The following is a 26477-nucleotide window of genomic DNA, read 5'->3' as shown; positions in this document are numbered from 1 at the left end:
AATTTTAAACAGATATTGTAAAAAATTTAAAACAATTATTTACACACCTATTTTATAAGCATTGCTCTTGGCAATGCTTTTTTATTTTAACTATTTTTGCTTTGATTTTACTCCATAACTATGATTGATACCCAGGCTATTTTTACGATTAAAACCGAAGACGACTTTAACGAGCAAGCCATAAAGGTGTTTCAATTTCAGTTTAAAAACAATCGAACCTACAGGTCGTTTTGCGATTTACTTTACATTCACCCAAGCGATGTTAAACACTACAAAGACATCCCCTTTTTACCTATAGAATTTTTTAAATCACGCGATATTTTAAGCTCTACAGAACCTGTACAAACAACTTTTTCCAGTAGCGGTACCACAGGAAGCATTACTAGTAAACATTTAATTACCGACCTTTCGGTTTACGAAGATAGTTTCAGAAAAGGTTTTGAAGCGGCTTATGGTGAAATTACAGATTTTGTGGTTTTAGCCTTACTACCCTCGTATTTAGAACGAGACGGATCGTCGTTAATCTATATGGTTAACGACATGATTAAGCAATCTAACCATCCGGAAAGCGGATTTTATTTAAACGATTTATCGGCATTAAAATCGAAACTAACCCAATTAGATGCACGCGGACAAAAGGTACTTTTAATAGGGGTTTCTTTTGCCTTATTAGATTTGGTTGAAGCTCATAAATTTCAATTAAAAAACACTATTGTTATGGAAACTGGAGGCATGAAAGGTCGACGAAAAGAACTTATCCGTGCAGAATTACATCATATTTTAAAAACAGGTTTTGGTGTAAATGAAATTCATAGCGAATATGGCATGACCGAATTACTAAGTCAGGCCTACTCTAAAGGGCATGGTGTTTTTAATTGTCCGCCTTGGATGAAAATTTTAACAAGAGATCCAGAAGATGCCTTAACGATACAAACCACCGGAAAAACTGGAGGGATTAATGTTATCGACTTAGCGAATGTAAATTCTTGCAGTTTTATTGCCACTCAAGATTTAGGAAAAATTACAGGCGAAAATGCTTTTGAAGTTATTGGCCGCTTTGACAATTCTGATATTCGTGGCTGTAATTTAATGGCGCTTTAGATTTTTCTTATTTATCTCAGCTTTTATTCAGCATAAAAAAAGCCTCTTTTCTTCTTTTAATAATTTTTACATTTCTAAACAACAAATAACTATAAAAAATGATTTTTAAAATTACACATATAAGTCGTTTCTGACAATAGAAACAACCCAAATACACTTAATACATATCTTATTGCTTTTCAACGACTTAATAATATTTAATACTGAATTTTGATTAATATTACTCTACGAATTAATATCTCCCAATAGTAAATAGCATATTTTTAAATAATTACTATTAAATCAAAATATGAAACTCATATACAGTTTATTAATTCTTTTATGTTTATATCAGAACGTAAAAGCGCAAAGTATTCGAAAAAGTTATTTGGAAATGACAGAATACGAAAAAATTGAATTAGTGGATGCTTTTTACGAGTTACGAAATGGTCCAGATTTATTTAATGATTTGGCTGTATTTCATAGCCAGTTTTTTAATTTTGATAACACTATAGACCCCACACGTTTAGATCTCCACTTTAATCTTCCAGACGAACCTGAGCGTGAAATATTTTTGGCTTGGCACAGACGTCAAATGTTCGAAATGGAACAAGCCGTACAAAATATAAATCCAAAAATAAGCTTGGGATTTTGGGAAAGCCAAAGCGACCAAGCATTAGACTCTCCACTATGGAACGAGGATTTCATAGGTAGTTTTGACGTGAATTGGAATTTACGGAGAAATTTAGGAAACAATGGTCCACTTCCGACTCCTAATGAACTGTCTGCTTTATACAATATAACAAACTTTTTTGAATTTTCTAACGAATTAGAAAGACGCAATGTACACAGAGGTGCACACGTATGGACGGGTGGAGCTATGCCTACCCCACTATCTCCAAGAGATCCCATTTTTTATCTTCACCATACCTTTGTAGATTTTGTTTGGCATAATTGGGAAGAAACCCACCACAACTCCTTATTTCTAGCCACTTCCATGCTGAGATATGATGGAACTTATATTTTTAATGGAGAAACTCTACCAGCAGTGAATCCTAATGACATTATAGACACCAGATCACTTGGAGTATTCTATGGAACCAATGGGGTGGCAAATCTAAACAACTATATTGTAAGTAACACATTTAGACCACAAGAGTACTTTTATTATCAATACCTTATAGAAGTAGGCAATAATTTTGTAGTGCCAAATGAATCAAATTGCAGAATAGAATCTATGAATGAGATTAATTTCCTTCCTGGTTTCGAAGCCCATGCCGGATCTAATTTATTAGCAACAATAGATACTAATACTAGCTTACAAAGAACAAGTAAGAAAGCGAGAGAAATAAAACCATATAATTTTGATAAAAATATAAATGCTACTATTATTTGGGAAGAAGATAATAAAGACGATACTCCAATAATTATAGACACCTATCCAAATCCTTTTACTGAAAAAATCACAATAAAACTTAACAAGAAAACTAATTGCACTGTTGGAGTATATAATATGATGGGTGGTTTAATTCGTGAAGAAGTCTTTGAAAACACTAATACCATAATTATTAATAATTTATATGGCCTTTCAACTGGATTTTATGTTATTAATGTAGTGGATACACAAGGAAATATCATTCTCGCCAAACGTGTAATAAAAATGTAATTACTATTTTAAACTTCAAATTACTTTTAGACACAAGAAATTTAATGCCCAGACCCATGATCCAATTTAATACTATTTGGATCCCTAAATTTACAACACGGTGGAAGCTCATTATAAACTGCATCTCTTGCAATCTCTAAATCGGTATCGTGTCCTACTGCAGCTATAGCTTTTTTAATATCTATAGGAGAGCATTTTCGTTCATCTATAACCAAACTCAATTCTTTCGAAGGAATATCCCAGCTAGCATATTTTACTCCCTTTACTTTTATTGAAGCTTTTTCTATCCGAGATTTACACATTCCGCAATTACCCATTACTTGTATAACAATACTTTTATTTTTTTGCTTAACTCCGTATTCCTCCTGAGCATTGACTTTACTAACTATAAAAAGCACAATAATAGAAAAGAGAACTGTTATTATATTAATTGATCTTCCCATATTTCCTTTTTTAGATTAAAAAAATTACACAAAATAATTGGAGATATTACCACACTATATAAATATAGTCAAAACACTGAACTCCACCAACCTTACCAACAATCATCTCTAAAAAAAACCTTTAATGTCTCAACTTAAACCGAAATCCTAAATAATAAGTTCCTCCTAAAACAGGGGCATATAGAAGTGTACTATCAAAGTAAGAACCAAAAGGATCATCGGCGCCAAGAATAGGATTTTTTTGCACAGAATTCCCAATATTCTCTCCCCCTAAATATAAATCAATTTTTTCATTAAGAACACGAGTAAGGTTAAAATTCATTATGCTATATGACTCCGAATAAGTTCCTAATTGATACTCTATAGGATTAGAAACCGTATTTGGTAATCTTTGTTCTCCAGTCCAATGTATCGTGAAATCAATTTTCCATTGAGATTCTCTCGTTTTTCTAGGTGTTTCATAACTGATATTCATAAAAAACCGATGTTCTGGTTGTAAAGGCTTTTGTAACGTACCTGAATTATAATCTATTTTAACATCATAATTTTTATAAGTTAACCTCAAGTTTAAATTTTGAAATAACTCATAATTTATATCTAACTGCAAACTTTTAGACACACTATTTCCTTTTAAATTATAAAATGATATCTCTCGCGGATTCTCCCAATCTACCACGACCTGTTCCTCAAAATCAGTAATATAATAATCTACAGAAAAATCGAATGCTCTATCCCATAAATATAATTTTTGAATTAATCCGATACCAGTATTCCAAGCTATTTCTGAATCAAGTGAATATATATTACCTCCATTATTTTCAATATTTACAGATCTAGATGAAGCGAAAAACTGCTGGTTTTCTGTAAATATATTTGCTGCTCTTTTACCTCTCCCTCCAGAAAACCTTAAACTAGCACGATTCCATAAGGAATACCTTAAATGCAACCTAGGAGTTATAAAAGCACCTAATCTATTATGATTATCGACCCTTATTCCTAAAACAAAACTTAATTTATCAAGATTATCGTAAGTATACTCAAAGAAAGCACCGACAGAGTTATCTCTCCTATCCCAGCTGTGTCGGTTAACATCTTCGTTAAAATTGTCAAAAGTAAAATTTAGTCCTGTTTTAAATTTATGCTGTGTACTTCCTATAATACTATTAAAAATAAGATTAGAATAATACGACTGTTGTTCTATGTTATATTCGTTCAATCCGTAATATGAATACTGATTATGATGACTAAAGGCCATTTGATACCCAACACTTTGATAAGGCAAATCGGGAAATACGTATCCTAATTTTGCAAATAAATCTAACCTACTAGATTTTACCTCACTACCCCAAGCGTTATTTGTAAATTTATCTATATCAGGATTAAAAGATTTTTCTCCTGTCTGTTTTTCATCAAAAAGATATTGGGCGTTAAAAAAACTAACCCAACCCTTTAAAGGATCTACATATTGCCACCTATTCATAAAATTGATTTGCTTAGCCAATGGAATATCTAAAAAATTATCAGAATTGTGATCTATTTTCCCATTTCTTAAATTAGAATGTAAATAAAAACCAGTTGCTAATTTCTCCGATAATTTTTTATTGTAACGGGCATTAAATTCATAACGCTCAAAAATATTAGCATACATATTCAGAAAAAATTTATAGTCGGTTAGAGGTTTTACTAATTCTGTGTTTATTTGTCCTGAAATACTTTCAAAACCATTCAAAACATTTCCTGCTCCTTTTGTAATTTGAATACTTTCTATCCAAGAGCCAGGAATAAATGAAAGCCCATAAATTTGAGAAGCCCCTCTTATGGAAGGCATATTTTCTTGAGTAAATAACAAATAAGGACTATTTAAACCTAACATCTGTATTTGTTTTGCCCCTGTAATAGCATCTGAAATATTTACATCCACAGCTGGATTTGTTTCAAAAGATTCAGATAGATTACAACATGCCGCCTTAAGCATTTCTCGGCTATCCACATTAACTACATTTTGAATTTGGAATAAAGATTTTTGAATAGGATTAAGTTTTTTCCGTATTAGAATCTCTTCTAACTCCAAATTAGGATGCAGCCATATTTTTCCCAAATTAGGCCTATTAACAGTTATTGTATCGGTTCTATATCCTACTGAACTTATTATTATCTTTTTAAATTCATTTTTATATGGAACACTAAAATTTCCATTTTCATCAGTAGACGTTCCAATAGTACTATTTAACCAAATAACATTGGCCTGCGGTATCACTTTTTCATTTTTATCAGAATTGAACTCTAAAACGGTACCGGTAATTTGTACCTGGCAATGCATAAGAGCATGAATTACTACAAATAGAGATAAAAAACAAATCTTCTTGTGTGACATTTTCAAAAGAAAAAACTTAATAAATCAGTGAATTGGTTAACTAACAATTTATCAATAATATTAATTATAGCGATATTATTTTTTTATTTAATTATAAAATAGGAATCATTTACATTTTAGTTTTTTTTACAACTACTTCCTATCAATAGATTAGCACACTAATCTACATTTTATTTGGTATATTTAAATAGAATAATCAGGATATAAAAACATAGTATTATGAAAATTGGAATCATTCTAGCTCTATTTATTTCTATTATACTTTGGGTATATAAATCAACGACAACCGTAACTGACTCTACTAAAATCAGAGTAATAAATCAGAGCGAGATACTATTTTCGAATGTCTCCCTGTTTTCCATTTCTTTTGGAAATCTTAAACCTAAAGACACTTCAGTTTATCAAGTTCTATTACTGGATGATTTGCGAGACGATACTTTAATTTATTGTTCAGTAGGGGAAATAAATTATGCTAGATACTTAAAAATACCTCCAAATAATATTAGACGAGTTTCATATGTTTTAGATAGTATTCATAATGGAATTATTCACGTAAGTACCACGTTTGACAACTAAATAGCAGAAACAAAAAAAAGCCTCTATCTTTCGATAAAGGCTTTTAGTACAGAAGGCGGGACTTGAACCCGCACGGGCATTACTACCCATTGGATTTTAAGTCCAACGTGTCTACCAATTCCACCACTTCTGCGTGGTATGCAATTTGTATTAAATTAGTTTTTAAATTAATAAAACTGAATTTAATAATAAAAAAAGCCTCTATCTTTCGATAAAGGCTTTTGTACTGAAGGCGGGACTTGAACCCGCACGGGCATTACTACCCATTGGATTTTAAGTCCAACGTGTCTACCAATTCCACCACTTCAGCATTTTGGTATATGTTCTCAGAGCGAAAGACGGGATTTGAACCCGCGACCCTCACCTTGGCAAGGTGATGCTCTACCCCTGAGCTACTTTCGCGTAGTGTTTTAATGAACGTTGCAACATTACTATTGCGGATGCAAATTTAGGACTTTTCTTGGCTTCCCAAAGCTTTTTTTAAAAAAATTTTAAAATATTTTTTAATCTACTGAAAATCAATATTAAAAATTCTAACTTTTTACGGTTTTACTGGGCTTAACAAGCATTCTTTTAATCTCGTTTAGCTTCATTAAGGCCTCTACCGGTGTTAAGGTATCGATATCGGTGTTAACAATTTCCTCTTTTATGTTTTCTAATAAAGGGTCGTCAAGATTAAAAAAGCTTAATTGCAAATCGTCTGATATTGTTTTTACCTTATCGGTTAGTTCTTCACTAGAATGCGATTTCTCTAATTTCTTTAAAATTGTATTGGCACGATGTAACACTTGTTGAGGCATTCCTGCCATCTTTGCCACATGAATTCCAAAACTATGTTCGCTCCCGCCTTCAACCAACTTACGCAAGAATAAAACATTATCTTTTAGTTCTTTCACCGATACATTAAAATTCTTGATTCTAGAAAACGTTTCGGTCATTTCATTCAATTCATGATAATGCGTAGCAAACAGTGTTTTTGCTTTAGCAGGATGCTCGTGCAAATATTCGCTAATAGCCCAAGCAATAGAAATCCCATCGTAAGTACTTGTACCACGTCCTATCTCGTCAAGCAACACTAAACTACGTTCAGACATATTATTAAGAATAGATGCCGTTTCATTCATCTCGACCATAAATGTCGATTCTCCCATCGAAATATTATCACTAGCACCTACTCGGGTAAATATTTTGTCGACTACTCCTATTCTCGCTGCTTTTGCCGGAACAAAACTTCCTATTTGCGCCAATAAAACAATTAAAGCTGTCTGACGCAAAATAGCCGATTTACCAGACATATTAGGCCCTGTAATCATGATGATTTGTTGCGACGAGCGATCTAAAAACACATCGTTCGCGATATAAGGCTCGCCTATTGGTAGTTGCTTTTCTATCACCGGGTGACGCCCTTCTGTAATTTCCAAATCAAATGTATCGTCTATAGTAGGATACACATAATCGTTATCGGTTGCCAGTTGCGCAAATCCGCATAAACAATCTAATTGTCCAATTAAAAATGCATTTTGCTGTACCGGTTTAATATACTGGCTCATCCATGCCACTAAATCTGAAAACAATTTTTGCTCAATAGCTAAAATACGTTCTTCTGCTCCTAATATTTTGGCTTCGTATTCCTTTAACTCTTCAGTAATATAGCGCTCGGCATTTACGAGTGTTTGTTTTCTAATCCACTCCTCCGGCACCTTATCTTTATGTGTATTCCGCACTTCAATATAATAGCCAAATACATTATTCGAGGCTATTTTTAAAGATGTAATTCCGGTTCTAGCACTTTCGCGCTCCAACATATCATCGAGATAATTTTTTCCCGAAGTAGATAAACCACGTAATTCGTCTAATTCTTCTGAAAATCCTACAGCAATTGTATTTCCTTTTAACACATTTACTGGAGCGTCTTCATTTAAAGTTTTCTTGATGCGTTCTCTTAGCAAATCGCAACTCTGCAATTTATCGCCTATAATTTTTAAAGCCTCGTTGGTAGAATCTGATGCTAATGTTTTTATAGGCACAATGGCTTCCAATGAATTTTTAAGCTGAATAACCTCTCGAGGATTCACTTTAGCCGTTGCTACTTTTGAAATCAAGCGCTCTAAATCGCCTATATTTTTAATATAATTTCGAATCTTTTGATGCGATTCTGTTGTTTTTGTTAAAAAATCAACCACTTCATGGCGCTGCTTAATTTTTTCTGCGGTTTTTAAAGGCAGAGCCAACCAACGTTTTAACATACGTCCGCCCATAGGCGAAATGGTTTTATCTATAACATGCAATAAGGTAACGGCATTGTTATTGGTAGAGTTGTACAACTCTAAATTTCGCATAGTAAAGCGATCCATCCACACATAATCATCTTCGGCAATACGCGAAATAGATGCAATATGCTCTAATTTATTATGCTGGGTTTCGCTTAGATAATGTAAAATAGACCCTGAAGCAATAATTCCATCTTCTAAATTTTCGACCCCAAACCCTTTTAACGATTTGGTATTAAAATGTTTTAAAAGAGTTTCATTGGTGTAATCGGTTTGATATACCCAATCTTCCAAATAAAACACATGATAATCGTCGCCAAACGTGTCTTTAAACGTATTACGTTTTGGTTTAGACACTAAAATTTCGCTAGGATTAAAATTTTGAAGGAGTTTATCTATGTATTCATCATTCCCTTGCGAGGTTAAAAATTCTCCGGTAGAAATATCTAAAAAAGAAATCCCGATATGGGTTTTACCAAAATGAACCGAACATAAAAAGTTATTCGATTTCGATTTTAAAACCTCATCATTTAACGATACTCCAGGTGTTATTAATTCAGTAACCCCACGTTTAACAATCGTTTTTGTTTGCTTCGGATCTTCTAACTGGTCGCAAATGGCAACACGTTCTCCCGCTTTTACCAGTTTTGGCAAATACGTGTTTATAGAATGATGCGGAAAACCTGCCAATTCTATTTCACTTTCACTTCCAGCACCACGTTTTGTTAGAATAATTCCTAAAATACCAGCCGTTTTAATGGCGTCTTCACCAAAGGTTTCGTAAAAATCGCCTACACGAAATAGCAATAAAGCGTCGGGATACTTCGCTTTAATCGCGTTATACTGTTTCATTAACGGCGTTTCCTTTTTAGTTTTTTTTGCCAATGGTAAAGTGATTTTTAAATATTATTTTTGCCTTCTAGTAAGGTTGCTAATGTAACCATAATTTGATTTTTTAAAAATATGTGGCCCGCCATTTAAAAAAATCGAAATCATTTCAAAAAATAGATTGAAAAGTATGCGCAAACTAAAAAACAGTGAGTTAGACCGATTGAGTGTTGAAGATTTTAAAGAGACAAAAAAAACACCACTGATTATTGTTTTAGACAACATTAGAAGTCTTAACAATATTGGATCTGTATTTAGAACAAGTGATGCATTTTTGATAGAAAAAATATATTTATGTGGCATTACGGCTACGCCTCCGCATAAAGACATTCATAAAACGGCATTGGGAAGCACAGATACGGTTGCTTGGGAGTATGCGGAAAACACCTTGGAGGTTATAGAAAAACTTCAGGCCCAAAACATAAGAGTTTTAAGTATAGAACAAGCCGTAAACGCAACCATGTTAAACCAATTTACTCCGGAAACCGACACCACTTACGCACTTGTATTCGGGAACGAGGTTAAAGGGGTAGCACAAAACGTCGTAAATGCTAGCGATATGGTAATTGAAATTCCTCAGTTTGGCACCAAACATTCTTTAAATATCTCGGTGAGTTGTGGTGTGGTTGTTTGGGACTTGTTTAGTAAACTTTCACCAGTTTTAAAATAACTAAGAATTATACTTTAAACCGATTTAAAATTAAAGTTTTTAGACGCTTATTTACAGTTCTCCCTTGTGGTTTGAATGTTTTTGACTAAATTGGTAAACCAATTTACACGTCATGAATATAAAATCCACATTCTTATTTTTAGCATTTCTAATTTCTAATGTAACTCTTTTTGCCCAAGAAATTCCTATTGAATTACTCACTATGGATTTACAAAGCAACGAGCATGAGTACAGTAAAACGGTACTTAAAAATGAGATTAATGGTGTGCAAGCTGATTATGAAGTCGTAACCGATGAACTTACTAAAAACATAAGCATTGATAAAGCTTACAGAACCATTTACTTATTTATTAAAGGACATGGAAAAATAACATCGAAAACTAAAACTTACGATATTGTACCAGAATCTATCCTGCTCCCAAATACAGTTGAAGGTATTACGATGCGTGCCAATAAAAACGATACGCTTCAATATGTAAAAATATCTGTTTTACTTAGCGAACAAGATATTCAGGATTTAAAAAGCTTTCCTAAGGAAAACATTGAGACCATCTATTTTAAAAAATTCATAGATTGTAAACCTTATACCGAGGCTATTAAAAGTCCGCAAACTACAAGCAGAACCATACTATCTAACAAATACATTCCGCGTGTAGCCATGGGAACCGTTGAAACCATAGGACCAGACGAGGTTGGTGCACACAAACACCCTATGCTAGAACAATTATTCTTAGGCCTTACTAATAATCAGACTATTGTATTTGCAGACGATGCCAAAGTAGATTTTCCAGAATATTCATTACTTCACATTCCTTTAGGGTCTAACCATTCTGTGGCTGTTAAAGACAACAATAAAATGTACTACGTTTGGATGGATTTCTTTTTAGATAAAAAAGGAGAAGAATGGTTAAAAACTCATAAGACCGATGAGGACTAATTTGTACTAAATTCATTACTTATTTCGCCTAGAACCCATAAGTAATCGGCTCTATTATTTACGAAATCTTTGTTTGATATATCGATGATTTTTACTTTAAAGTCCTTTTGATTTTTTAGAAATTCTAAATACCCTAAGTTGATTTTATTCAAATAATCGTCGGCAATTTGCTGCTCGTATTGGCGGCCTCTCTTTTTTATATTTTGTTGCAGGCGTTCTGTATTTTGATATAAATACACGTATAAATCTGGTTTTGCAATCTCTTTATACATAATGTAGAACAATTTTCTGTAGAGTTTAAACTCGTCTTCTTCGAGCGTAATTCTTGAAAAAATCAACGATTTAAACACATCGTAATCGCTTACAATAAAATCTTTAAACAAATCAAGCTGAGATAAATCGTCGCTAATTTGTTGGTATCTGTCTGCAAGAAAAGACATTTCTAGCGGAAAAGCATAACGTGATGCATCTTCGTAAAATTTAGGTAAAAACGGATTGTCGGCAAAACGTTCTAAAACTAATTTAGCATTAAAATCTTCAGACATTTTAGTAGACAAACTGGTTTTACCAGCACCTATATTCCCTTCGATAGCGATATAGTTATGATGAGAAAAATTGAACCTCTCTATCGGATTCTTTAAACATTCATTAATTGGCTGTAAAACGCTATCGTCTGTACAACTTTGTAACAATTCACATACTAATTGCTTAAAAACAGGATGTACCACTCGTGGTGCTACATCGTTTAAAGGTTGTAGCACAAAACGACGTTTATGCATTTCTGGATGCGGCACTTGTAGTAAAGTCGTTTCAATGATATCGTCATCAATAAAAATAATATCTAAATCTATGACACGTGCTTCGTATCCGTTGCTATCCGTTCGGGTACGACCTAATTCTGCTTCAATATCGAGTAAGGTTTTCATTACCGTTTCAGGAAGCAAGTCGGTTTTAACCACTAAACAGGCATTTAAAAACTCGTCGCTTTCAAAGCCAAAAGCAGGGGAGGTATATACTTTCGAAATAAACTCTATAGTCCCAATATTTTCAAAAATGCGATTTACTGCATGTTGTAAATGCTGAAATCGTTCTCCTTTATTACTTCCTATAGATATGTAAACGCGTTTTGTCATGTACCAAAATATGGGCAAATTAAAGAAAAGTAATTTACTTAAACTTAAATTTTGACATTAAACAGTTAGAAAAATTTGATTTCAAATTAGCTTTATAATTACCTCTCTGGAATTCAAGTTTTACTACTAAAAATGCTATTTCAAAAATAAATATGTAGGTTTGTTTTAGAAAGTATGTATCATGAATAAAAAAGATGTATTTGTAGCCCATCGTGTTTACCTTTTATTAGGTGCGCTATTTATGACTTCTTTGGTAGTTTCTAATTTAATTTTTCAAAAATTCTTTTATTGGTATCCATTTAATCTTAATATTTTTGGTGCAAGCCTATTTGAGGTGTCTGTAGGCATTCTACCCTATCCCATTACATTTCTAATTACCGATTTAATAAGTGAGATTTATGGTAAAAAAGCAGCTAACCAAATTGTGGTAACCGGCATATTTGCTTCCGTATTTTCAATGCTCATTGTTTACACAGCAGATGTTGTTCCGGCAACAAATTGGTCTCCGGTTAACGATTCTCAGTTTACAAATGTGTTTGGAAGCACAATTATTGCGGTGTTTGCAAGTATGATGGCGTATTTATTTGCGCAATTTGTCGATATTCAGATTTATCACTACTGGAAAACTCTTACAAAAGGGAAACATTTGTGGTTAAGAAACAATTTTTCAACCTTTTTATCACAATTTATTGATACACTTACTGTTTTATTGCTACTTTGTTTTTTTGGTAAAATAGAATGGACTAAATTTGCAGGGTTATTGATCAGCGGTTTTTTGTTTAAAGTTTTAATGGCTTTAATTGACACACCGTTTTTATATTTAGGCGTTTATCTGTTTAGAAGGCGTTTCAATCTAAAAGTAAACGAAGAAATACATCTTATTTAGCGCTCATTACCCGCCCTGCTGACTTGTATTTACATAAAATTAGCTTATTTGTTCATTTTTAATGAATTAAGTTGTATTTTATTAGGATTTGTTAAAAATTAGTTTACATTGATAGATACGCATAAAACTAAAAAGATACATGAGGCAATTAAAGATTACAAAGCAAGTAACTAACAGGGAGTCTAAATCGTTAGATAAATACTTACAAGATATAAGTAAAATGCCACTAATTACTGCCGAAGAAGAGGTAGAATTAGCGCAGCGTATACGAGAAGGAGACCAAGTAGCATTAGATAAGTTAACAACATCTAATTTAAGATTTGTAGTTTCTGTTGCAAAACAATACCAAAATCAAGGTTTAACCCTACCCGATTTAATAAATGAAGGTAATGCCGGTTTGGTAAAGGCAGCTAAGCGTTTCGATGAAACCCGTGGATTTAAATTTATTTCGTACGCCGTTTGGTGGATTCGTCAAGCCATTTTACAAGCTTTAGCAGAACAGTCTAGAATTGTAAGATTGCCTTTAAACAAAATTGGTTCTATTAATAAAATTAATAAAGCGTATTCTTTTTTAGAACAATCTCACGAACGTCCGCCAAGTGCAGACGAGATTGCTAACGAATTAGACATGACTGTAAGCGAAGTAAAACAGTCTCTAAAAAATTCTGGGCGTCATCTTTCTATGGATGCACCATTAAAAGAAGGAGAAACTTCGAGCTTATACGATGTTGTTAAATCTGGCGAATCGCCAAACCCAGACAACAACTTAATGTACGAATCGTTAAACCTAGAAATTAACAGAGCTTTAGATACCTTATCGCCGAGAGAAAGTGATGTTTTACGCTTATTTTTTGGATTAAGTAATGAAGCTCCGATGAGTTTGGACGAAATTGGCGAAACATTCGATTTAACACGCGAGCGTGTTAGACAAATAAAAGAAAAGGGCATTAGACGTTTACGCCACAGCTCTAAAAATAAAATTTTAAAAACGTATTTAGGATAATCCTAAATCTTATAATAAATACTAAAACCAGAATTTAAATGCTTAAAATTATAGTAAAAGAAGGCGAGCAAATTGATCGCGCTCTTAAACGTTACAAGAGAAAACACAGAAATGTAAAGGTGATGCAAAACTTAAGAGAAAATCAGTTTTTCACTAAGCCTTCAGTTAAAAGAAGAAGAGAAAATCAAAAAGCGGCTTATATCCAAAACTTGAGAGATCAAGAAGATATTTAATGTCGACTTTATATAGTAAAAAAACACGCCTCAGATATTCATCTCAGGCGTGTTTTTTGTTTTAATCAATACTAATAGACACATACATTCCCTCGTTTCCACGAATATTGCAAACGGTTTCATCTTCAAAAATAAGGTACTGTCCTTTTATACCTTTTAACACCCCAGTATAATGTTGTGCTTTCTCGATATTTAAAGATTTAGGTTTTTTAGGGTACTGAAGCACGGGAAACTCCATCTCGGTTTCCGAGTTAAAATCTATAAAGTAGGGCTCAGCTTCCTCGGGAATAAAAGGTTTTAACTTGTCGCGCCATGCTACTAAATTTTCGTCTTGAATTTCATTTTTAAGCATGGTACGCCAATTGGTTTTATCGGACACGTGGTCTTTTAAAGCAACTTCGGTAATTCCTGCTAAATATCTGTTAGGAACTTCTACAATTTCTATGGCTTCATGAGCCCCTTGATCTATCCATCTGGTAGGTACCTGCCCTTTCCTAGTTACGCCTACTTTTACACTGCCAGAATTTGCCAAGTACACAATATGGGGTTGTAATTGCACTTTCTTCTCGAAAGCCAAATCGCGATCTTCCTCATCTAAATGTGCTTTACTTAATTCCGGCTTCATAATCCAATCTGCCGCCTGAGGAATTTCAAAAAAGCAGCTTTTACAATACCCTTGTCGGTATATTTTTTTATCTAATCCGCAATTTAAACACTGATATTTCAGAAATTTAATATTTAATGTTTTATTTAGTAACTGATTCATATTTAAAAAGTCAGATTCAAACACTAAGTAATATTGAATAGGATTAGCATATTCGGTTTCCATTTTTGTTAGAACACCTTCGTAAGTCATAAAAAAAGTATTATTTTTAGTTCTTAAAGATAATGTAATTATGTCAATTCCTTTAGTAAATTCAATTGCCTCTTGGTTTCTGAAAAAGCGTTTTCATCAAATTGAATTATTTCTAAAATACCCAAACGAGGTACAATACGAATTATTATTACATTTAATTCAAACCGCCAAAGACACTCAAATTGGACGTAAACACGAGTTTAGTTCTATAAAAAATTATAAAACATTTGCAGAACGTGTCCCTGTTTCGACTTACGAAGATTATCAAGATTTAATAGAACGTTCTCGTCTTGGCGAGCAAAATGTGTTTTGGCCATCGCATATAAAATGGTTTGCTAAATCTAGCGGAACTACAAATGCTAAAAGTAAATTTATTCCCGTGAGTTCAGAATCGCTTGAAGATTGTCATTATGCGGCAAGCAAAGATTTATTATGCATGTACCTAAACAATAACGAAGATTCGCAACTTTTTACAGGAAAGAGTTTACGCTTAGGAGGAAGTAAAGAGCTTTATAAAGAAAACGGAACGGTGTTCGGCGACTTGTCGGCCATACTGATAGACAATATGCCACTATGGGCAGAATTTAGCAGCACGCCAAGCAATAAGGTGTCTTTAATGAGCGATTGGGAAAGAAAAATGCAAGCCATTGTTGACGAAACCATTCTGGAAAACGTAACTAGTTTAGCTGGTGTTCCTTCTTGGATGCTGGTTCTACTAAATAATGTTTTAGAAAGCACAGGCAAAAAAGACATATTTGAAGTTTGGCCTAATATAGAAGTTTATTTTCATGGCGGAGTGAGCTTTACACCTTATGCCGATCAATACAAAAACATATTACCCAACAATAAATTTAAATATTACGAAATTTATAATGCATCTGAAGGTTTTTTTGCTATTCAAGATCATAACGACTCCAAAGAGCTTTTACTTATGTTAGATTACGGTATCTTTTATGAGTTTATACCTATGGATACTTATAACACTTTAGGCCAAAAAATTATTCCTTTAAGTGAAGTTGAACTTAAAAAAAACTACGCGATGGTAATTACCACCAATGCGGGGCTTTGGCGTTATAAAATTGGAGATACAGTTAGATTTACATCTATATCGCCTTACCGAATTAAGGTTTCCGGCCGTACTAAACACCATATTAATGTATTTGGTGAAGAATTAATTATTGAAAATGCTGAAGATGCGCTTAAAAAAGTATGCAAACGTACCAAAGCCGAAATTGTAGACTTTACAGCCGCTCCTATTTTTATGAAGGATAAAGAAAAAGGTGCCCATGAATGGATTATTGAATTTAAAAAGCGCCAGCAGACATAAACTATTTTAACGAACTATTTGATAACGCTCTAAAAGCATTAAATTCTGATTACGAAGCAAAACGGTACAATAATATTACGCTTAACAAACCAACCATTCATATTGCACGCGCTAACCTTTTCTACGATTGGCTAAAACAAAATAATAAATTGGGTGGCCAACATAAAATACCTAGACTGTCTAACTCTAGACAATATATGGATGAACTACTAACATTAAACAACAATTAACCTATTGAATTTCAACACCCAAATACAGGTTATTTGTCTGTTTATCGTTAATTAGAATACATATAACTAAAATATTAAATATTACTTTTAATTTAGTTGGAATCCCTATACTTTTAGTGTGCTATTAATCTAAATCTGTTTAAACACAGTATGTTGCAATGTTATTTCATAGCAACCAAAATAAAAAAACCACTCAATTGAGTGGTTTTTTTAGCTTATAAAATAAAGTAAACTGTTTAAGAAACAGCTTTCAGTTTTTTAATGATTGTTTTATTCAATTTATTTTCGGCATAAGTTTTTGTAACCTTAAGCTCTTTGCTTTCAGAACTTGGAAGTTCAAACATGGCATCGGTTAAGATCTCTTCGCATAACGAACGTAACCCACGAGCTCCTAACTTATATTCTATAGCTTTTTCTACTATAAAATCTAGCGCCCCATCTGTAATATGAAAATCGATATCATCCATTTCGAATAATTTTTCATATTGCTTAATAATAGCATTTTTAGGCTGAGTAAGAATCGCTCTTAACGTTTTAGCATCAAGAGGATCCATATAGGTTAACACCGGTAAACGTCCGATAATTTCAGGAATTAATCCGAAATCTTTTAAATCTTTAGGAATGATATATTGCAACAAATGATTTTGATCGATAACCTCGTCTGATTTTGAAGCACTATACCCTACCGCTTGCATATTTAAACGTTTAGAAATATGACGTTCAATACCATCAAAAGCTCCACCTGCAATAAATAAGATGTTTTCGGTATTTACTTCTATAAACTTCTGGTCTGGATGCTTTCTACCTCCTTTTGGCGGTACGTTAACTACGGTACCTTCTAAAAGTTTTAATAAGGCTTGCTGAACACCTTCTCCCGAAACATCTCGAGTAATAGATGGGTTATCGCTCTTACGCGCTATTTTATCAATCTCGTCTATAAATACGATACCTCTTTCAGCTTTTTCTAAATTGTAATCGGCTGCTTGTAACAAACGTGTTAAAATACTTTCAACATCTTCTCCTACGTAACCTGCTTCTGTTAAAACAGTAGCGTCTACAATAGCTAACGGTACGTTTAACATTTTAGCTATGGTTTTCGCCATTAAGGTTTTACCAGTACCCGTTTGTCCAACCATCATGATATTACTTTTTTGAATTTCAATATCATCTTTAGATGGCGATTGTAACAAACGTTTATAGTGATTATATACTGCTACAGACATTACTTTTTTAGTCATATCCTGACCAATAATGTACTCATCTAAAAATTGTTTAATTTGAAGTGGTTTACGCAGCATTAATTCGTCAGACAATTCACTATTACCCGACTGTTTAGATTCCTCTACAACTATTCCATGTGCTTGTTCGATACAACGGTCGCAAATATGCGCATCTAAACCTGCAATTAATAAATTGGTATCAGGCTTTTTTCTTCCACAAAACGAACATTCTAATTCTTCCTTTGCCATAAATCTTTTTAAATTTCACTTAAAATAATAACAACATGCTATTATTTGTTTTGATTGGTATTAGCTTCTAACTAATATTTCATCAATCATTCCGTATTCTTTAGCTTTATCTGCTTTCATCCAGTAATCACGATCACTATCTGCGTATACTTTGTCGTAGTCTTGCCCAGAATGCTTACTAATAATTTTGTAAAGCTCTTCTTTTAATATTAAAATTTCACGTGCAGTAATTTCAATATCACTTGCTTGTCCTTGTGCTCCACCTAATGGCTGGTGAATCATAACACGAGAATGTGTTAAACCGCTACGTTTTCCTTTAGCTCCTGCACATAATAATACAGCTCCCATAGAGGCTGCCATACCTGTACAAATAGTTGCTACATCTGGCTTAATAAATTGCATGGTATCGTAAATACCAAGACCTGCATATACACTTCCTCCTGGAGAGTTAATGTAAATTTGGATGTCTTTTGAAGCATCTGTACTCTCTAAGAACAATAATTGTGCCTGAATTATATTAGCCACTTGGTCGTTAATCCCTGTTCCTAAAAATATAATACGATCCATCATTAAACGCGAAAACACATCGAAAATAGCGATGTTCATTTGGCGTTCTTCAATAATATTTGGGGTTAAATTTGTTGGGTACATACTACTAATAATTTTATTGTAGTACATGCTGTTAATCCCTTGATCTTTTATAGCAAATTTTTCGAATTCTTTTCCGTAATCCATAGTGTATCTTAATTTAATTGAAAACAAATTAGGCGATGAATAAAAATCTATTCAACGCCTAAATATAATGATTATTCTTTTAAACAGTTGACTTATTTATCGCCGTAAACCTCTTTAACAAAGTTTTCGTAAGTCACTTCTTTAACTTTTAAATTCGCTTTTTCTTTGTAAAGTTCTAATAATTTCTGGCTAATGATTTGCTCAGAAATACGACGTGCTTCTTCTTGGTTTCCTAAAACACGTGCAGCAATACCTTCTAATTCTTCATCTGAAGGATTTAATTGACCGAATTGTGCCATTTGAGCTTTAATCATGTTTTTAGCATGATCTTTAATATCATCCATTGATACTTGGATGTCGTTAGCTGTAATTAATTTCCCTTCGATTAATTGGTAACGCATGCTTTTTTCAGACTTTTCGTACTCTTCTTTAGCAGCTGCATCATCTAAAGGTGTTTCGCCAGCAGCTTGAATCCATTTTTGTAAGAATTCTGCTGGTAAATCGAACTTAGTGTTATCTACTAAATATTCTGTAACATCATTTAAAAGCTTTTGATCTGCTTGTTGCACGAATTGCTTTTCTGTATCTTCTTTAATCTTTTCTTTTAATTCTGTTACCGTTTTTACAGTACCTTCTCCAAATAACTTATCGAATAACTCTTGGTCTAATTCTGCAAGTTCACGCTTGTTAATTTCTGTAATTGTAAATGTTACTTCAATTTCTAAACCATGAACCTCGTCGTGAGATACTTTTAATGCATGCATTAAATCATGATCGTCGCTATATAAACCTTTTGTTTTAAGTTTTATTACATCTCCAACTTTAGCTCCAATAAATTTCTTTGGATTTGCTTTTCCTTTTAATTTATCTAAAGTTAACGTAATGGTGTTTTCAATTTCCTTCTCTTCGTTTTTAAAAGTTCCAGTAATTTCACTGTCTTCTTCTACAATATCTTGAGATACTAATTTTCCGTATTGTTTTTGGATGCGCTCAATTTGTTCGTCGATCATTTTATCATCGGCAACAATATTGTATTGTGTAATTGCTTTTTTACCTTTTAATTCTACATCGAATTCTGGAGTTAAACCTAATTCAAATTCGAATGAAAATGCATCAGAATCCCAATCTATAGCATCTTGAGCTTTAGGAAGTGGCTGACCTAAAACATCTAATTTTTCTTCGGTTAAATATTTGTTTAATGCGTCTTGAAGTAATTTATTTACCTCATCTACTAAAACTGCTTTACCGTACTGTTTTTTTACCATTCCCATTGGCACATGCCCTTTTCTAAATCCAGGAATGTTAGCTGTTTTGCGATAATCTGATAAGATTTTTTCTACTTTATCACTATAATCTTCTTTAGCGATATCAACTTTTACTACAGCATTTAATGCATCGATGTTCTCTCTTGTAATATTCATTTTAAATGATATAAAACCCAGCTTGGGCATTTAACATAAAGTTTCTGTGTTTTTTAGTGTAAAACTTACAGATTCTCCTTGATTTTTCTAATTAAAAACGGGCTGCAAAAATAAAACATTTTTACAACCCTACAAAGTTTTTAACGTCTTGTATTTCAGACTATTTTTTATCGTCTCCTATAAGACCGGCTATTACAGATTGAAGTATGGCCAATAAAATACTAAACAGGATACCAGACCAAATAGAATCGACATGAAAACCGCTTACCAATTTACTCGCCAATAATATAATTAACCCATTAATAACAAACAGAAATAACCCGAAAGTTACCACGGTAATGGGAAACGTTAATATTTTTAAAATAGGCTTTACTAAAAAATCTAAAATGGCTAATACTAGTACAACAAGCAACCCTGTCATAAACCCATCGACATGTATTCCTGAAAAAAAATTAGCCAGTAAAACTACCAATAAGGCGTTTAATAAAAATTTAATGATTTGTTTCATACTCTAACTCTATATTTTAAGATGTATTAAAATTATATTTTAAAAACTATTGGCAGGCTATACGGCACTTCTACCGGCTTTCCATAAACATAACCTGGTTTCATTTTTGGTAATAAAGCTAATACACGAATTGCTTCAGCCTCAAATGCTTTATGCTCTGCTCGAGACCGGATATCTACAACATTACCTGTTTCATTGATCTTAAAAATGACATAAATTTTCTGAACACCCTTTAAATTAGTATCTCCTGCAAAAGTGGTATTAAATTTTCCTGCTACAAATTTAGAAATTTCTAAAGACATACATTTTCTCCTAGCCATATTCCCCAATACCGTTTCGCAACCTGGATACACAGGCACTTTTTCTAATACGCCATCAGGAATATTAGCGATAATTGCATCGGCATTTTTTGAGCTATTTTTAAGCACCCCTTTTTTATATTTTAATTTCTGAACACTCTTCCCTTCAGTATCAAACCTTTGTTCCTCTCCATCTTTCAAATCTAAATCAGTAGTCCCTTCAATTTGAACGGTTCCATCAGTATAGTACTGTTTATAGCTTCCTTGTTTATAACCATTTGTATAATTAACTTCCCACTCTAATTCTGTGGTAGGATAATACTGTTTCCACACACCAACTACATTTCCTTGATCTAACATACATTCAACCTTAATATTACCATTGGCATAATACTCCTTATAAGGTCCTTTTCTGGTTTGATAATTTTTGCCTTCAACAGATTTCAATATAAATTCTCGATGAACACTTCCGTCGCCAAAAAACTCCTTTTCAATATAACTTCCGTGTTCTGCAGGATCAGTTTTAGTTTCACTTTTTAAAACACCTGCTTGGGTATACGTTCGGCTCAATCCAGACCAACTTCCATTAGGTAAAAACATATCCTCTTTTTCGATTTGACCATTATCGTAATAATACTGCCATCGTCCTATCTTCTTATCTGATTTATAGGTGCCTTCTGCTTTTAACGTTCCATTTTTGTAATATTCTTTAAAAGGACCATCTTCATGCTTGTTCTGTGCAAAAATATTTATAGCAAACAAAACAAACAGATATAATACAAAGCGTTTCATTTAGAAGTAGTTAAAATTTAGTTCTAGTAAAGATAAACTTCTATTTAATAAAATGGATAACCGCTTGAAAAAAATCTTCTGGATTTTCGGCATGTAACCAGTGTCCAGCATTTTTTATGGTCACTATTTTGGCGTTTGGAAAATGAGTTTTTATGATGCTTTCATCTTGAAGCGCAATATATTCTGATTTATCACCGCGTAAAAACAATGTTTCACCATCAAACTGGGCATGAATTGGTAAGGCTTCACCAACTTCTGAAACGTGCTCTGTTAAGGCTTCTACATTTATTCGCAAGCCTAATTGCCCTTGTTCTACCCAATATAAATTCTTAAGAAGAAATTGACGTGTACCTAGATCTGGAACATATTGGGCTAATGCTTTATCTGCTGCTCCCCGCGATTTGATTTCAGAAAAGTCTAAAGCTCCTAAGCCATTTAAAATAGCATCGTGATGTACCGGATAAAAACGCGGTGAAATATCTGCCACAAGCAATTTTGAAATATATTCTGGGTATTTAGAAGCAAATAACATGGCTGTTTTTCCTCCCATAGAATGCCCTAAAAGCACAATGTTTTTTAAATGATGTTCATCGCAATAGGCTTTTAAATCTTCTGCTAACACTTCGTAACTAAAATCGTCGCTATGAAAACTTCTTCCGTGATTACGCTGGTCTACTAAATGTACTTGATAATTATGTTCGCTAAAACGTAAGCCAAGAGTTTTCCAGTTATCGCTCATTCCTAAAAAACCGTGAAGAATAACAAAAGCTGTGCCTTCGCCTATTATATTTGAATGTAATTGCATTACTTTTTATTTAATTAATCGCTTTATTTCAGTTTATTTAAATACATATTCACTACGTTTTCTATGCCCAGATACAAACTTTCCGAAATTAAAGCATGACCTATAGAAACTTCTAACAACCCTGGGATATTATCTTTGAAAAATTTAATATTATCTAAAGACAAATCGTGCCCAGCATTAATACCTAACCCTAAACTATTTGCTAACACAGCACATTCGGTATAAGGCAAAATACTATCCGAGTTTCCTAAACCGAATTGATGCGCAAAGGCTTCCGTATACAACTCGATACGATCTGTTCCAGTTGCTTTTGCACCTTCAATTTGCTTTAAATCGGGATCTACAAAAATAGAAGTACGAATTTGGTTTCGTTTACATTCTGTTATAATATCTATTAAAAAATCTTTGTGTTTTATGGTATCCCAACCTGCGTTAGACGTGATGGCATCATCAGCATCCGGAACAAGGGTGACTTGGGTAGGTTGTATCTCTAAAACCATATCCATAAATTTTTTAATAGGATTTCCTTCAATATTATATTCGGTATACACTTCTGCCTTTAAATCGAATGCATCTTGGTATCGAATATGACGTTCGTCTGGCCTTGGATGAATCGTTACCCCCTCGGCTCCAAAACGCTGAACATCTTTTGCAAACTGAACAACATTAGGTAAATCACCCCCTCGAGAGTTTCTTAACGTTGCTATTTTATTAATATTTACACTTAATTTTGTCATAAATCCTATTTTAATAACGCAAAAATACAAAGTAGAACAGGCTTATTGTACTATTTTTTAATTAATTTGCACACAAGTAAATTAGGATATAATGAATCTTTCCGAATATATTATAAACGACATCAAGCCGTTAAGTACAGCTGATAAAATTAGCGATATGCAACTGCTATTCAATCAGCTTACCTATACCCACATGCCTATTAAAAACCAGGACAACACCTATATTGGTTGCCTGTCTGAGACCGATGTATACTGTTTTGAAAGCGATAAATTTGTTCAAGATTACAGCTATGCCGCAGAAGGCTTTTTTGTACGGGAAACAGCAAATTGGTTAGATGTTTTAGAAACCTTTGCACAAAACGCCACTAATATTATGCCTGTTTTAAGTGCCAACAACACCTATTTAGGGTATTATGAATTGAATGATGTAATTACATTGTTTAACCAAACGCCATTTTTTGCGGAAGATGGAGGCACACTAATAATTGAAAAAGGCATTAACGATTACTCGTTTAGTGAAATTACCCAAATTATAGAATCGAACAAAGGAAAGCTGCTTGGCGTATTTATTTCGAAAATGGAAAACGACTTAGTACAGTTTACTTTAAAAATAGGAAACACTGGATTAAACGATATTATACAAAGTTTTAGACGCTACAACTACAATATTATTTCTGGAACAGAAGACGATAGTTACCTAGAGAATCTTAAAGAACGTTCAGATTATTTGAACAAATACCTAAACATGTAAGCATGAAAATCGCCATTTTCGGACAATTTTATCATAAAAACTCTGATGTTCCTGTTGAAATTCTACTTAGACATCTGCTAAAGAAACATGCCGATATTTATATAGAACGTCATTTTTTCGATTTAATTCACGATGAATTAGAAGATGATCAGAAATACGATGTGTTTAAAACTTTTGATGCCTTAGACGCCACTTTCGATCTACTTATTAGTATTGGAGGCGATGGTACAATTTTACGAGCAGTAACTTTTGTTAAAGATTTAGGCATTCCTATTGTGGGTATAAATGCTGGCCGTTTAGGATTTTTAGCAACCATACCAAAAGAATATATCGAAAAAGCTATAGACGATATATTAAATGGAAATTACAAAATCTCTGAACGTAGCCTCCTGGCAATTTCCACCTCGCCAGAAAACGAAGACATTGCAAAGATGAATTTTGCTTTAAACGAAATTGCAGTTAGCAGAAAAGATACAACGTCTATGATTACGGTAGAAACCTACTTAAACGACGAGTATTTAACATCGTATTGGAGCGATGGTCTTATTATAGCAACACCAACAGGATCTACTGGATATTCTTTAAGTTGCGGCGGACCAGTCATTACCCCAGACACAAATAGTTTGGCTCTAACACCAATTGCCCCTCATAATTTAAATGCTAGACCACTAATAATTACCGATTCTACAGAAATTAAACTAAAAGTTAGTGGTAGGGAGAATAATTATTTAGTTTCTTTAGACTCCAGAATAGCAACTATAGATAATGAAACGATATTAACCATAAAAAAAGCAAATTTTAAAGTTAAAATGATAGAATTACTAAATGAAAGCTTTCTAAATACATTGAGAAAAAAATTATTGTGGGGAGAAGATAAACGCAATTAAACAATAATATGACTCAATTTCTGTTTTTAATCTAATACAAATTTATTCAATTTGTTAAGAGCTAATCTTATTTGTTATATTTGCAAACTTTAAAACTTTATGAGGTATCTAATCGTACTTATTATTTCAATTTTTTGTCTACAACATAGTTATGCCCAAAACCATGAAATTGGTGTGTTTTTAGGAGGTAGTAACTTTATTGGCGACGCTGGTAGTACTGTATTTATTAATCCGTCTAAACTTGCCGTTGGTGGAGTGTATAAATGGAATAGAACCCCTAGAGTAACATGGAGAGCTACGGGTATGATTTCAAATTTAGTTTTCGACGATACTAAATCTGATGACCCGAGTAGAGAACAAAGAGGTTATAAAGTTACAAAAAACCGTATTGCAGAGGCTTCGGCAGGTCTGGAATTTAATTTTTTTGAATTCGATTTAAACAAATCAGATCGTGTTCATACACCTTATTTATTTTTAGGAGTATCGGCTGGTTTAACTCGCGATTTCCACTATGAATCTAGTAGGCTAGTTTCTGATGATTCTGAAAGTTGGATACTTGGTATTCCAATGGCTTTTGGTTATAAGTTCCGGATATCTCATTCCTTAATCCTTGGAGCAGAAGTAGCTGCACGTTACACTTTTTCTGACAATATAGATGGTAGCGATTACACGGTTAAAGTAGATGGAGAAATTACTGAAGATCACCGTTACGGAAATATAAACAATAACGATTGGTATGTATTTACCGGGATTACCTTAACTTATACCTTTGGAAGAAATCCATGTTATTGCATTAATTAACACTTTATTTTGAACGACAACATCGACATAAAAAGATTACCTAAGCATATCGCCATAATTATGGATGGTAACGGGCGCTGGGCTAAACAAAAAGGTTTACTTCGTGCTATCGGTCATGAAAATGGAACAAAATCTGTAAGAACAACTGTAGAATCCTGCGCCGAACTAGGAGTAGAAAACCTTACTCTTTACGCCTTCTCTACAGAGAACTGGAACCGCCCAAAGCTTGAAGTAGACACTCTAATGAAGCTTCTAGTAAGCTCGCTACGAAAAGAAATTAAAACACTTCAAGACAACAATATAAAGTTAAATGCTATAGGTAATTTATCTACTTTACCTAAAAAAGTGTTTAAGGAATTACAAGAGGTTATTACTAAAACTGAAAACAATACTAGAATGACACTCACCCTGGCCTTAAGCTACGGTTCGCAGGAAGAACTCATTCAGGCGGTTAAAGAAATTAGTAATAAAGTTAAAAATAATATAATTTCTTCAGAAAGTATTGACGAATCAGTTATAAATAAGCATCTTTACACGCAAAATTTACCAGACGTAGACTTGCTTATACGCACTAGCGGCGAAAAACGCATAAGCAATTTTTTACTTTGGCAAATAGCCTATGCCGAATTATATTTTACAGATGTACTTTGGCCTGACTTTACCAAGCAACATTTGTATGATGCTATTATTGACTATCAAA

Annotated in this window: 22 protein-coding genes, 3 tRNA genes and 2 pseudogenes; 12 read left to right on the top strand and 15 right to left on the bottom strand. The window is 33.2% G+C overall.

All coding sequences use genetic code 11. The features are described 5' to 3' along the window. Positions 1-120 precede the first annotated feature (120 nt). Positions 121-1101 (top strand): LuxE/PaaK family acyltransferase, encoded by a 981-nt coding sequence (locus tag A9D35_RS12935; RefSeq protein WP_066223652.1) that lies wholly within the window; start codon positions 121-123, stop codon positions 1099-1101. 289 nt (positions 1102-1390) lie between these two features. Then, positions 1391-2746, top strand: coding sequence for a tyrosinase family protein (locus A9D35_RS12930; protein ID WP_066223650.1), 1356 nt, complete (start codon positions 1391-1393; stop codon positions 2744-2746). Between the two features lie 41 nt (positions 2747-2787). Here A9D35_RS12930 and A9D35_RS12925 read toward each other — a convergent pair whose 3' ends face one another. The 6 genes from A9D35_RS12925 to mutS all read right to left on the bottom strand — a co-directional run bounded on the left by A9D35_RS12925 (position 2788) and on the right by mutS (position 9294). After that, positions 2788-3189, bottom strand: a complete 402-nt coding sequence (locus A9D35_RS12925) for a heavy-metal-associated domain-containing protein (RefSeq protein ID WP_066223648.1) — start codon at positions 3187-3189, stop codon at positions 2788-2790. A gap of 121 nt (positions 3190-3310) precedes the next feature. Then, positions 3311-5509, bottom strand: coding sequence for a TonB-dependent receptor (locus A9D35_RS12920; protein WP_066223647.1), 2199 nt, complete (start codon positions 5507-5509; stop codon positions 3311-3313). A 677-nt stretch (positions 5510-6186) separates the two neighbouring features. After that, positions 6187-6272: transfer RNA gene (locus A9D35_RS12910), tRNA-Leu, on the bottom strand. Between the two features lie 91 nt (positions 6273-6363). Continuing rightward, positions 6364-6449: transfer RNA gene (locus A9D35_RS12905), tRNA-Leu, on the bottom strand. Between the two features lie 20 nt (positions 6450-6469). After that, positions 6470-6541, bottom strand: a tRNA-Gly gene (locus A9D35_RS12900). 131 nt (positions 6542-6672) lie between these two features. Beyond that, positions 6673-9294: a DNA mismatch repair protein MutS gene (mutS, locus tag A9D35_RS12895; protein WP_066223643.1), complete on the bottom strand. Its 2622-nt coding sequence runs from the start codon at positions 9292-9294 to the stop codon at positions 6673-6675. Between the two features lie 133 nt (positions 9295-9427). Between mutS and A9D35_RS12890 the strand changes: the two genes are divergently transcribed. Both A9D35_RS12890 and A9D35_RS12885 read left to right on the top strand, forming a co-directional pair. Continuing rightward, on the top strand, positions 9428-9967 hold the full coding sequence (locus A9D35_RS12890) for an RNA methyltransferase (protein ID WP_066223641.1): 540 nt from the start codon (positions 9428-9430) through the stop codon (positions 9965-9967). A 112-nt stretch (positions 9968-10079) separates the two neighbouring features. Then, entirely contained in the window at positions 10080-10904 is an 825-nt protein-coding gene (locus tag A9D35_RS12885) for a hypothetical protein (protein ID WP_066223639.1), read from the top strand. On the opposite strand, the gene folK is transcribed toward A9D35_RS12885, so the two are convergent. Then, on the bottom strand, positions 10901-12037 hold the full coding sequence (gene folK, locus A9D35_RS12880) for a 2-amino-4-hydroxy-6-hydroxymethyldihydropteridine diphosphokinase (RefSeq protein ID WP_066223637.1): 1137 nt from the start codon (positions 12035-12037) through the stop codon (positions 10901-10903). The two genes, A9D35_RS12885 and folK, sit on opposite strands and share 4 nt — an antisense overlap. 181 nt (positions 12038-12218) lie before the next feature. On the opposite strand from folK, the gene A9D35_RS12875 reads away from it, so the two are divergent. From A9D35_RS12875 to rpsU, 3 genes are all read left to right on the top strand, one after another. Then, positions 12219-12923: a queuosine precursor transporter gene (locus tag A9D35_RS12875; RefSeq protein WP_066223634.1), complete on the top strand. Its 705-nt coding sequence runs from the start codon at positions 12219-12221 to the stop codon at positions 12921-12923. Between the two features lie 139 nt (positions 12924-13062). Beyond that, the gene (locus tag A9D35_RS12870; RefSeq protein ID WP_057777960.1) at positions 13063-13926 is read left to right on the top strand and encodes a sigma-70 family RNA polymerase sigma factor; all 864 of its coding nucleotides are present in this window, start codon (positions 13063-13065) and stop codon (positions 13924-13926) included. Positions 13927-13964: 38 nt separating this feature from the next. Next, complete coding sequence (gene rpsU, locus A9D35_RS12865; protein ID WP_038526570.1) at positions 13965-14159, top strand: 30S ribosomal protein S21; 195 nt, start codon at positions 13965-13967, stop codon at positions 14157-14159. 61 nt (positions 14160-14220) lie between these two features. On the opposite strand, the gene A9D35_RS12860 is transcribed toward rpsU, so the two are convergent. Then, positions 14221-15015 (bottom strand): DUF2797 domain-containing protein, encoded by a 795-nt coding sequence (locus A9D35_RS12860; protein ID WP_066223632.1) that lies wholly within the window; start codon positions 15013-15015, stop codon positions 14221-14223. A gap of 40 nt (positions 15016-15055) precedes the next feature. Here A9D35_RS12860 and A9D35_RS12855 point away from each other — a divergent pair. After that, positions 15056-16572: pseudogene (locus tag A9D35_RS12855) on the top strand (GH3 auxin-responsive promoter family protein). A gap of 236 nt (positions 16573-16808) precedes the next feature. On the opposite strand, the gene clpX reads toward A9D35_RS12855, so the two are convergent. The 7 genes from clpX to A9D35_RS12820 all read right to left on the bottom strand — a co-directional run bounded on the left by clpX (position 16809) and on the right by A9D35_RS12820 (position 23338). After that, positions 16809-18041: an ATP-dependent Clp protease ATP-binding subunit ClpX gene (gene clpX, locus A9D35_RS12850; RefSeq protein ID WP_066223630.1), complete on the bottom strand. Its 1233-nt coding sequence runs from the start codon at positions 18039-18041 to the stop codon at positions 16809-16811. A 60-nt stretch (positions 18042-18101) separates the two neighbouring features. After that, positions 18102-18776 carry an ATP-dependent Clp endopeptidase proteolytic subunit ClpP gene (gene clpP, locus A9D35_RS12845; RefSeq protein ID WP_066223628.1) on the bottom strand — a complete coding sequence of 225 codons (675 nt, stop codon included), beginning with the start codon at positions 18774-18776 and terminating at the stop codon, positions 18102-18104. Positions 18777-18868: 92 nt separating this feature from the next. Further along, entirely contained in the window at positions 18869-20197 is a 1329-nt protein-coding gene (gene tig, locus A9D35_RS12840; protein WP_066223626.1) for a trigger factor, read from the bottom strand. 160 nt (positions 20198-20357) lie between these two features. Next, a complete protein-coding gene (locus tag A9D35_RS12835) occupies positions 20358-20705 on the bottom strand; it encodes a phage holin family protein (RefSeq protein ID WP_066223625.1) in 348 nt (115 codons plus the stop codon). Positions 20706-20737: 32 nt separating this feature from the next. Continuing rightward, positions 20738-21796 (bottom strand): energy transducer TonB, encoded by a 1059-nt coding sequence (locus A9D35_RS12830; protein WP_066223623.1) that lies wholly within the window; start codon positions 21794-21796, stop codon positions 20738-20740. Between the two features lie 40 nt (positions 21797-21836). Continuing rightward, complete coding sequence (locus tag A9D35_RS12825; RefSeq protein ID WP_066223622.1) at positions 21837-22601, bottom strand: alpha/beta fold hydrolase; 765 nt, start codon at positions 22599-22601, stop codon at positions 21837-21839. A gap of 23 nt (positions 22602-22624) precedes the next feature. Further along, positions 22625-23338, bottom strand: a complete 714-nt coding sequence (locus A9D35_RS12820; RefSeq protein WP_066223621.1) for a pyridoxine 5'-phosphate synthase — start codon at positions 23336-23338, stop codon at positions 22625-22627. Between the two features lie 91 nt (positions 23339-23429). On the opposite strand from A9D35_RS12820, the gene A9D35_RS12815 reads away from it, so the two are divergent. From A9D35_RS12815 to uppS, 4 genes and pseudogenes are all read left to right on the top strand, one after another. After that, on the top strand, positions 23430-24089 hold the full coding sequence (locus tag A9D35_RS12815; RefSeq protein ID WP_066223620.1) for a CBS domain-containing protein: 660 nt from the start codon (positions 23430-23432) through the stop codon (positions 24087-24089). A 2-nt stretch (positions 24090-24091) separates the two neighbouring features. Beyond that, positions 24092-24976, top strand: coding sequence for an NAD kinase (locus A9D35_RS12810; RefSeq protein WP_066223618.1), 885 nt, complete (start codon positions 24092-24094; stop codon positions 24974-24976). Positions 24977-25075: 99 nt separating this feature from the next. Then, complete coding sequence (gene porG / locus A9D35_RS12805) at positions 25076-25777, top strand: type IX secretion system protein PorG (RefSeq protein WP_066223616.1); 702 nt, start codon at positions 25076-25078, stop codon at positions 25775-25777. 9 nt (positions 25778-25786) lie between these two features. Next, a pseudogene (uppS, locus tag A9D35_RS19785) lies at positions 25787-26473 on the top strand (undecaprenyl pyrophosphate synthase); the annotation flags it as partial. Between the last annotated feature and the right edge of the window lie 4 nt (positions 26474-26477).

This window comes from Formosa haliotis, from assembly GCF_001685485.1.
Classification (GTDB): domain Bacteria; phylum Bacteroidota; class Bacteroidia; order Flavobacteriales; family Flavobacteriaceae; genus Formosa; species Formosa haliotis.
The sequence above is the reverse complement of the archived record's forward strand: the minus strand, read 5'-3'. Positions and strand labels throughout refer to the sequence as shown.

What these genes read in the sequence shown, in the direction of transcription:
- porG (WP_066223616.1), top strand. Translation starts at nt 25,076, where the DNA reads ATGAGGTATCTAATCGTACTTATTATTTCAATTTTTTGTCTACAACAT.
- clpP (WP_066223628.1), bottom strand. Translation starts at nt 18,776, where the DNA reads ATGGATTACGGAAAAGAATTCGAAAAATTTGCTATAAAAGATCAAGGG.
- A9D35_RS12935 (WP_066223652.1), top strand. Translation starts at nt 121, where the DNA reads ATGATTGATACCCAGGCTATTTTTACGATTAAAACCGAAGACGACTTT.
- A9D35_RS12890 (WP_066223641.1), top strand. Translation starts at nt 9,428, where the DNA reads ATGCGCAAACTAAAAAACAGTGAGTTAGACCGATTGAGTGTTGAAGAT.
- A9D35_RS12920 (WP_066223647.1), bottom strand. Translation starts at nt 5,509, where the DNA reads ATGCATTGCCAGGTACAAATTACCGGTACCGTTTTAGAGTTCAATTCT.
- tig (WP_066223626.1), bottom strand. Translation starts at nt 20,197, where the DNA reads ATGAATATTACAAGAGAGAACATCGATGCATTAAATGCTGTAGTAAAA.
- rpsU (WP_038526570.1), top strand. Translation starts at nt 13,965, where the DNA reads ATGCTTAAAATTATAGTAAAAGAAGGCGAGCAAATTGATCGCGCTCTT.
- A9D35_RS12810 (WP_066223618.1), top strand. Translation starts at nt 24,092, where the DNA reads ATGAAAATCGCCATTTTCGGACAATTTTATCATAAAAACTCTGATGTT.
- A9D35_RS12830 (WP_066223623.1), bottom strand. Translation starts at nt 21,796, where the DNA reads ATGAAACGCTTTGTATTATATCTGTTTGTTTTGTTTGCTATAAATATT.
- A9D35_RS12885 (WP_066223639.1), top strand. Translation starts at nt 10,080, where the DNA reads ATGAATATAAAATCCACATTCTTATTTTTAGCATTTCTAATTTCTAAT.
- A9D35_RS12870 (WP_057777960.1), top strand. Translation starts at nt 13,063, where the DNA reads ATGAGGCAATTAAAGATTACAAAGCAAGTAACTAACAGGGAGTCTAAA.
- A9D35_RS12825 (WP_066223622.1), bottom strand. Translation starts at nt 22,601, where the DNA reads ATGCAATTACATTCAAATATAATAGGCGAAGGCACAGCTTTTGTTATT.
- A9D35_RS12930 (WP_066223650.1), top strand. Translation starts at nt 1,391, where the DNA reads ATGAAACTCATATACAGTTTATTAATTCTTTTATGTTTATATCAGAAC.
- A9D35_RS12835 (WP_066223625.1), bottom strand. Translation starts at nt 20,705, where the DNA reads ATGAAACAAATCATTAAATTTTTATTAAACGCCTTATTGGTAGTTTTA.
- A9D35_RS12820 (WP_066223621.1), bottom strand. Translation starts at nt 23,338, where the DNA reads ATGACAAAATTAAGTGTAAATATTAATAAAATAGCAACGTTAAGAAAC.
- A9D35_RS12860 (WP_066223632.1), bottom strand. Translation starts at nt 15,015, where the DNA reads ATGACTTACGAAGGTGTTCTAACAAAAATGGAAACCGAATATGCTAAT.
- clpX (WP_066223630.1), bottom strand. Translation starts at nt 18,041, where the DNA reads ATGGCAAAGGAAGAATTAGAATGTTCGTTTTGTGGAAGAAAAAAGCCT.
- folK (WP_066223637.1), bottom strand. Translation starts at nt 12,037, where the DNA reads ATGACAAAACGCGTTTACATATCTATAGGAAGTAATAAAGGAGAACGA.
- A9D35_RS12925 (WP_066223648.1), bottom strand. Translation starts at nt 3,189, where the DNA reads ATGGGAAGATCAATTAATATAATAACAGTTCTCTTTTCTATTATTGTG.
- A9D35_RS12875 (WP_066223634.1), top strand. Translation starts at nt 12,219, where the DNA reads ATGAATAAAAAAGATGTATTTGTAGCCCATCGTGTTTACCTTTTATTA.
- A9D35_RS12815 (WP_066223620.1), top strand. Translation starts at nt 23,430, where the DNA reads ATGAATCTTTCCGAATATATTATAAACGACATCAAGCCGTTAAGTACA.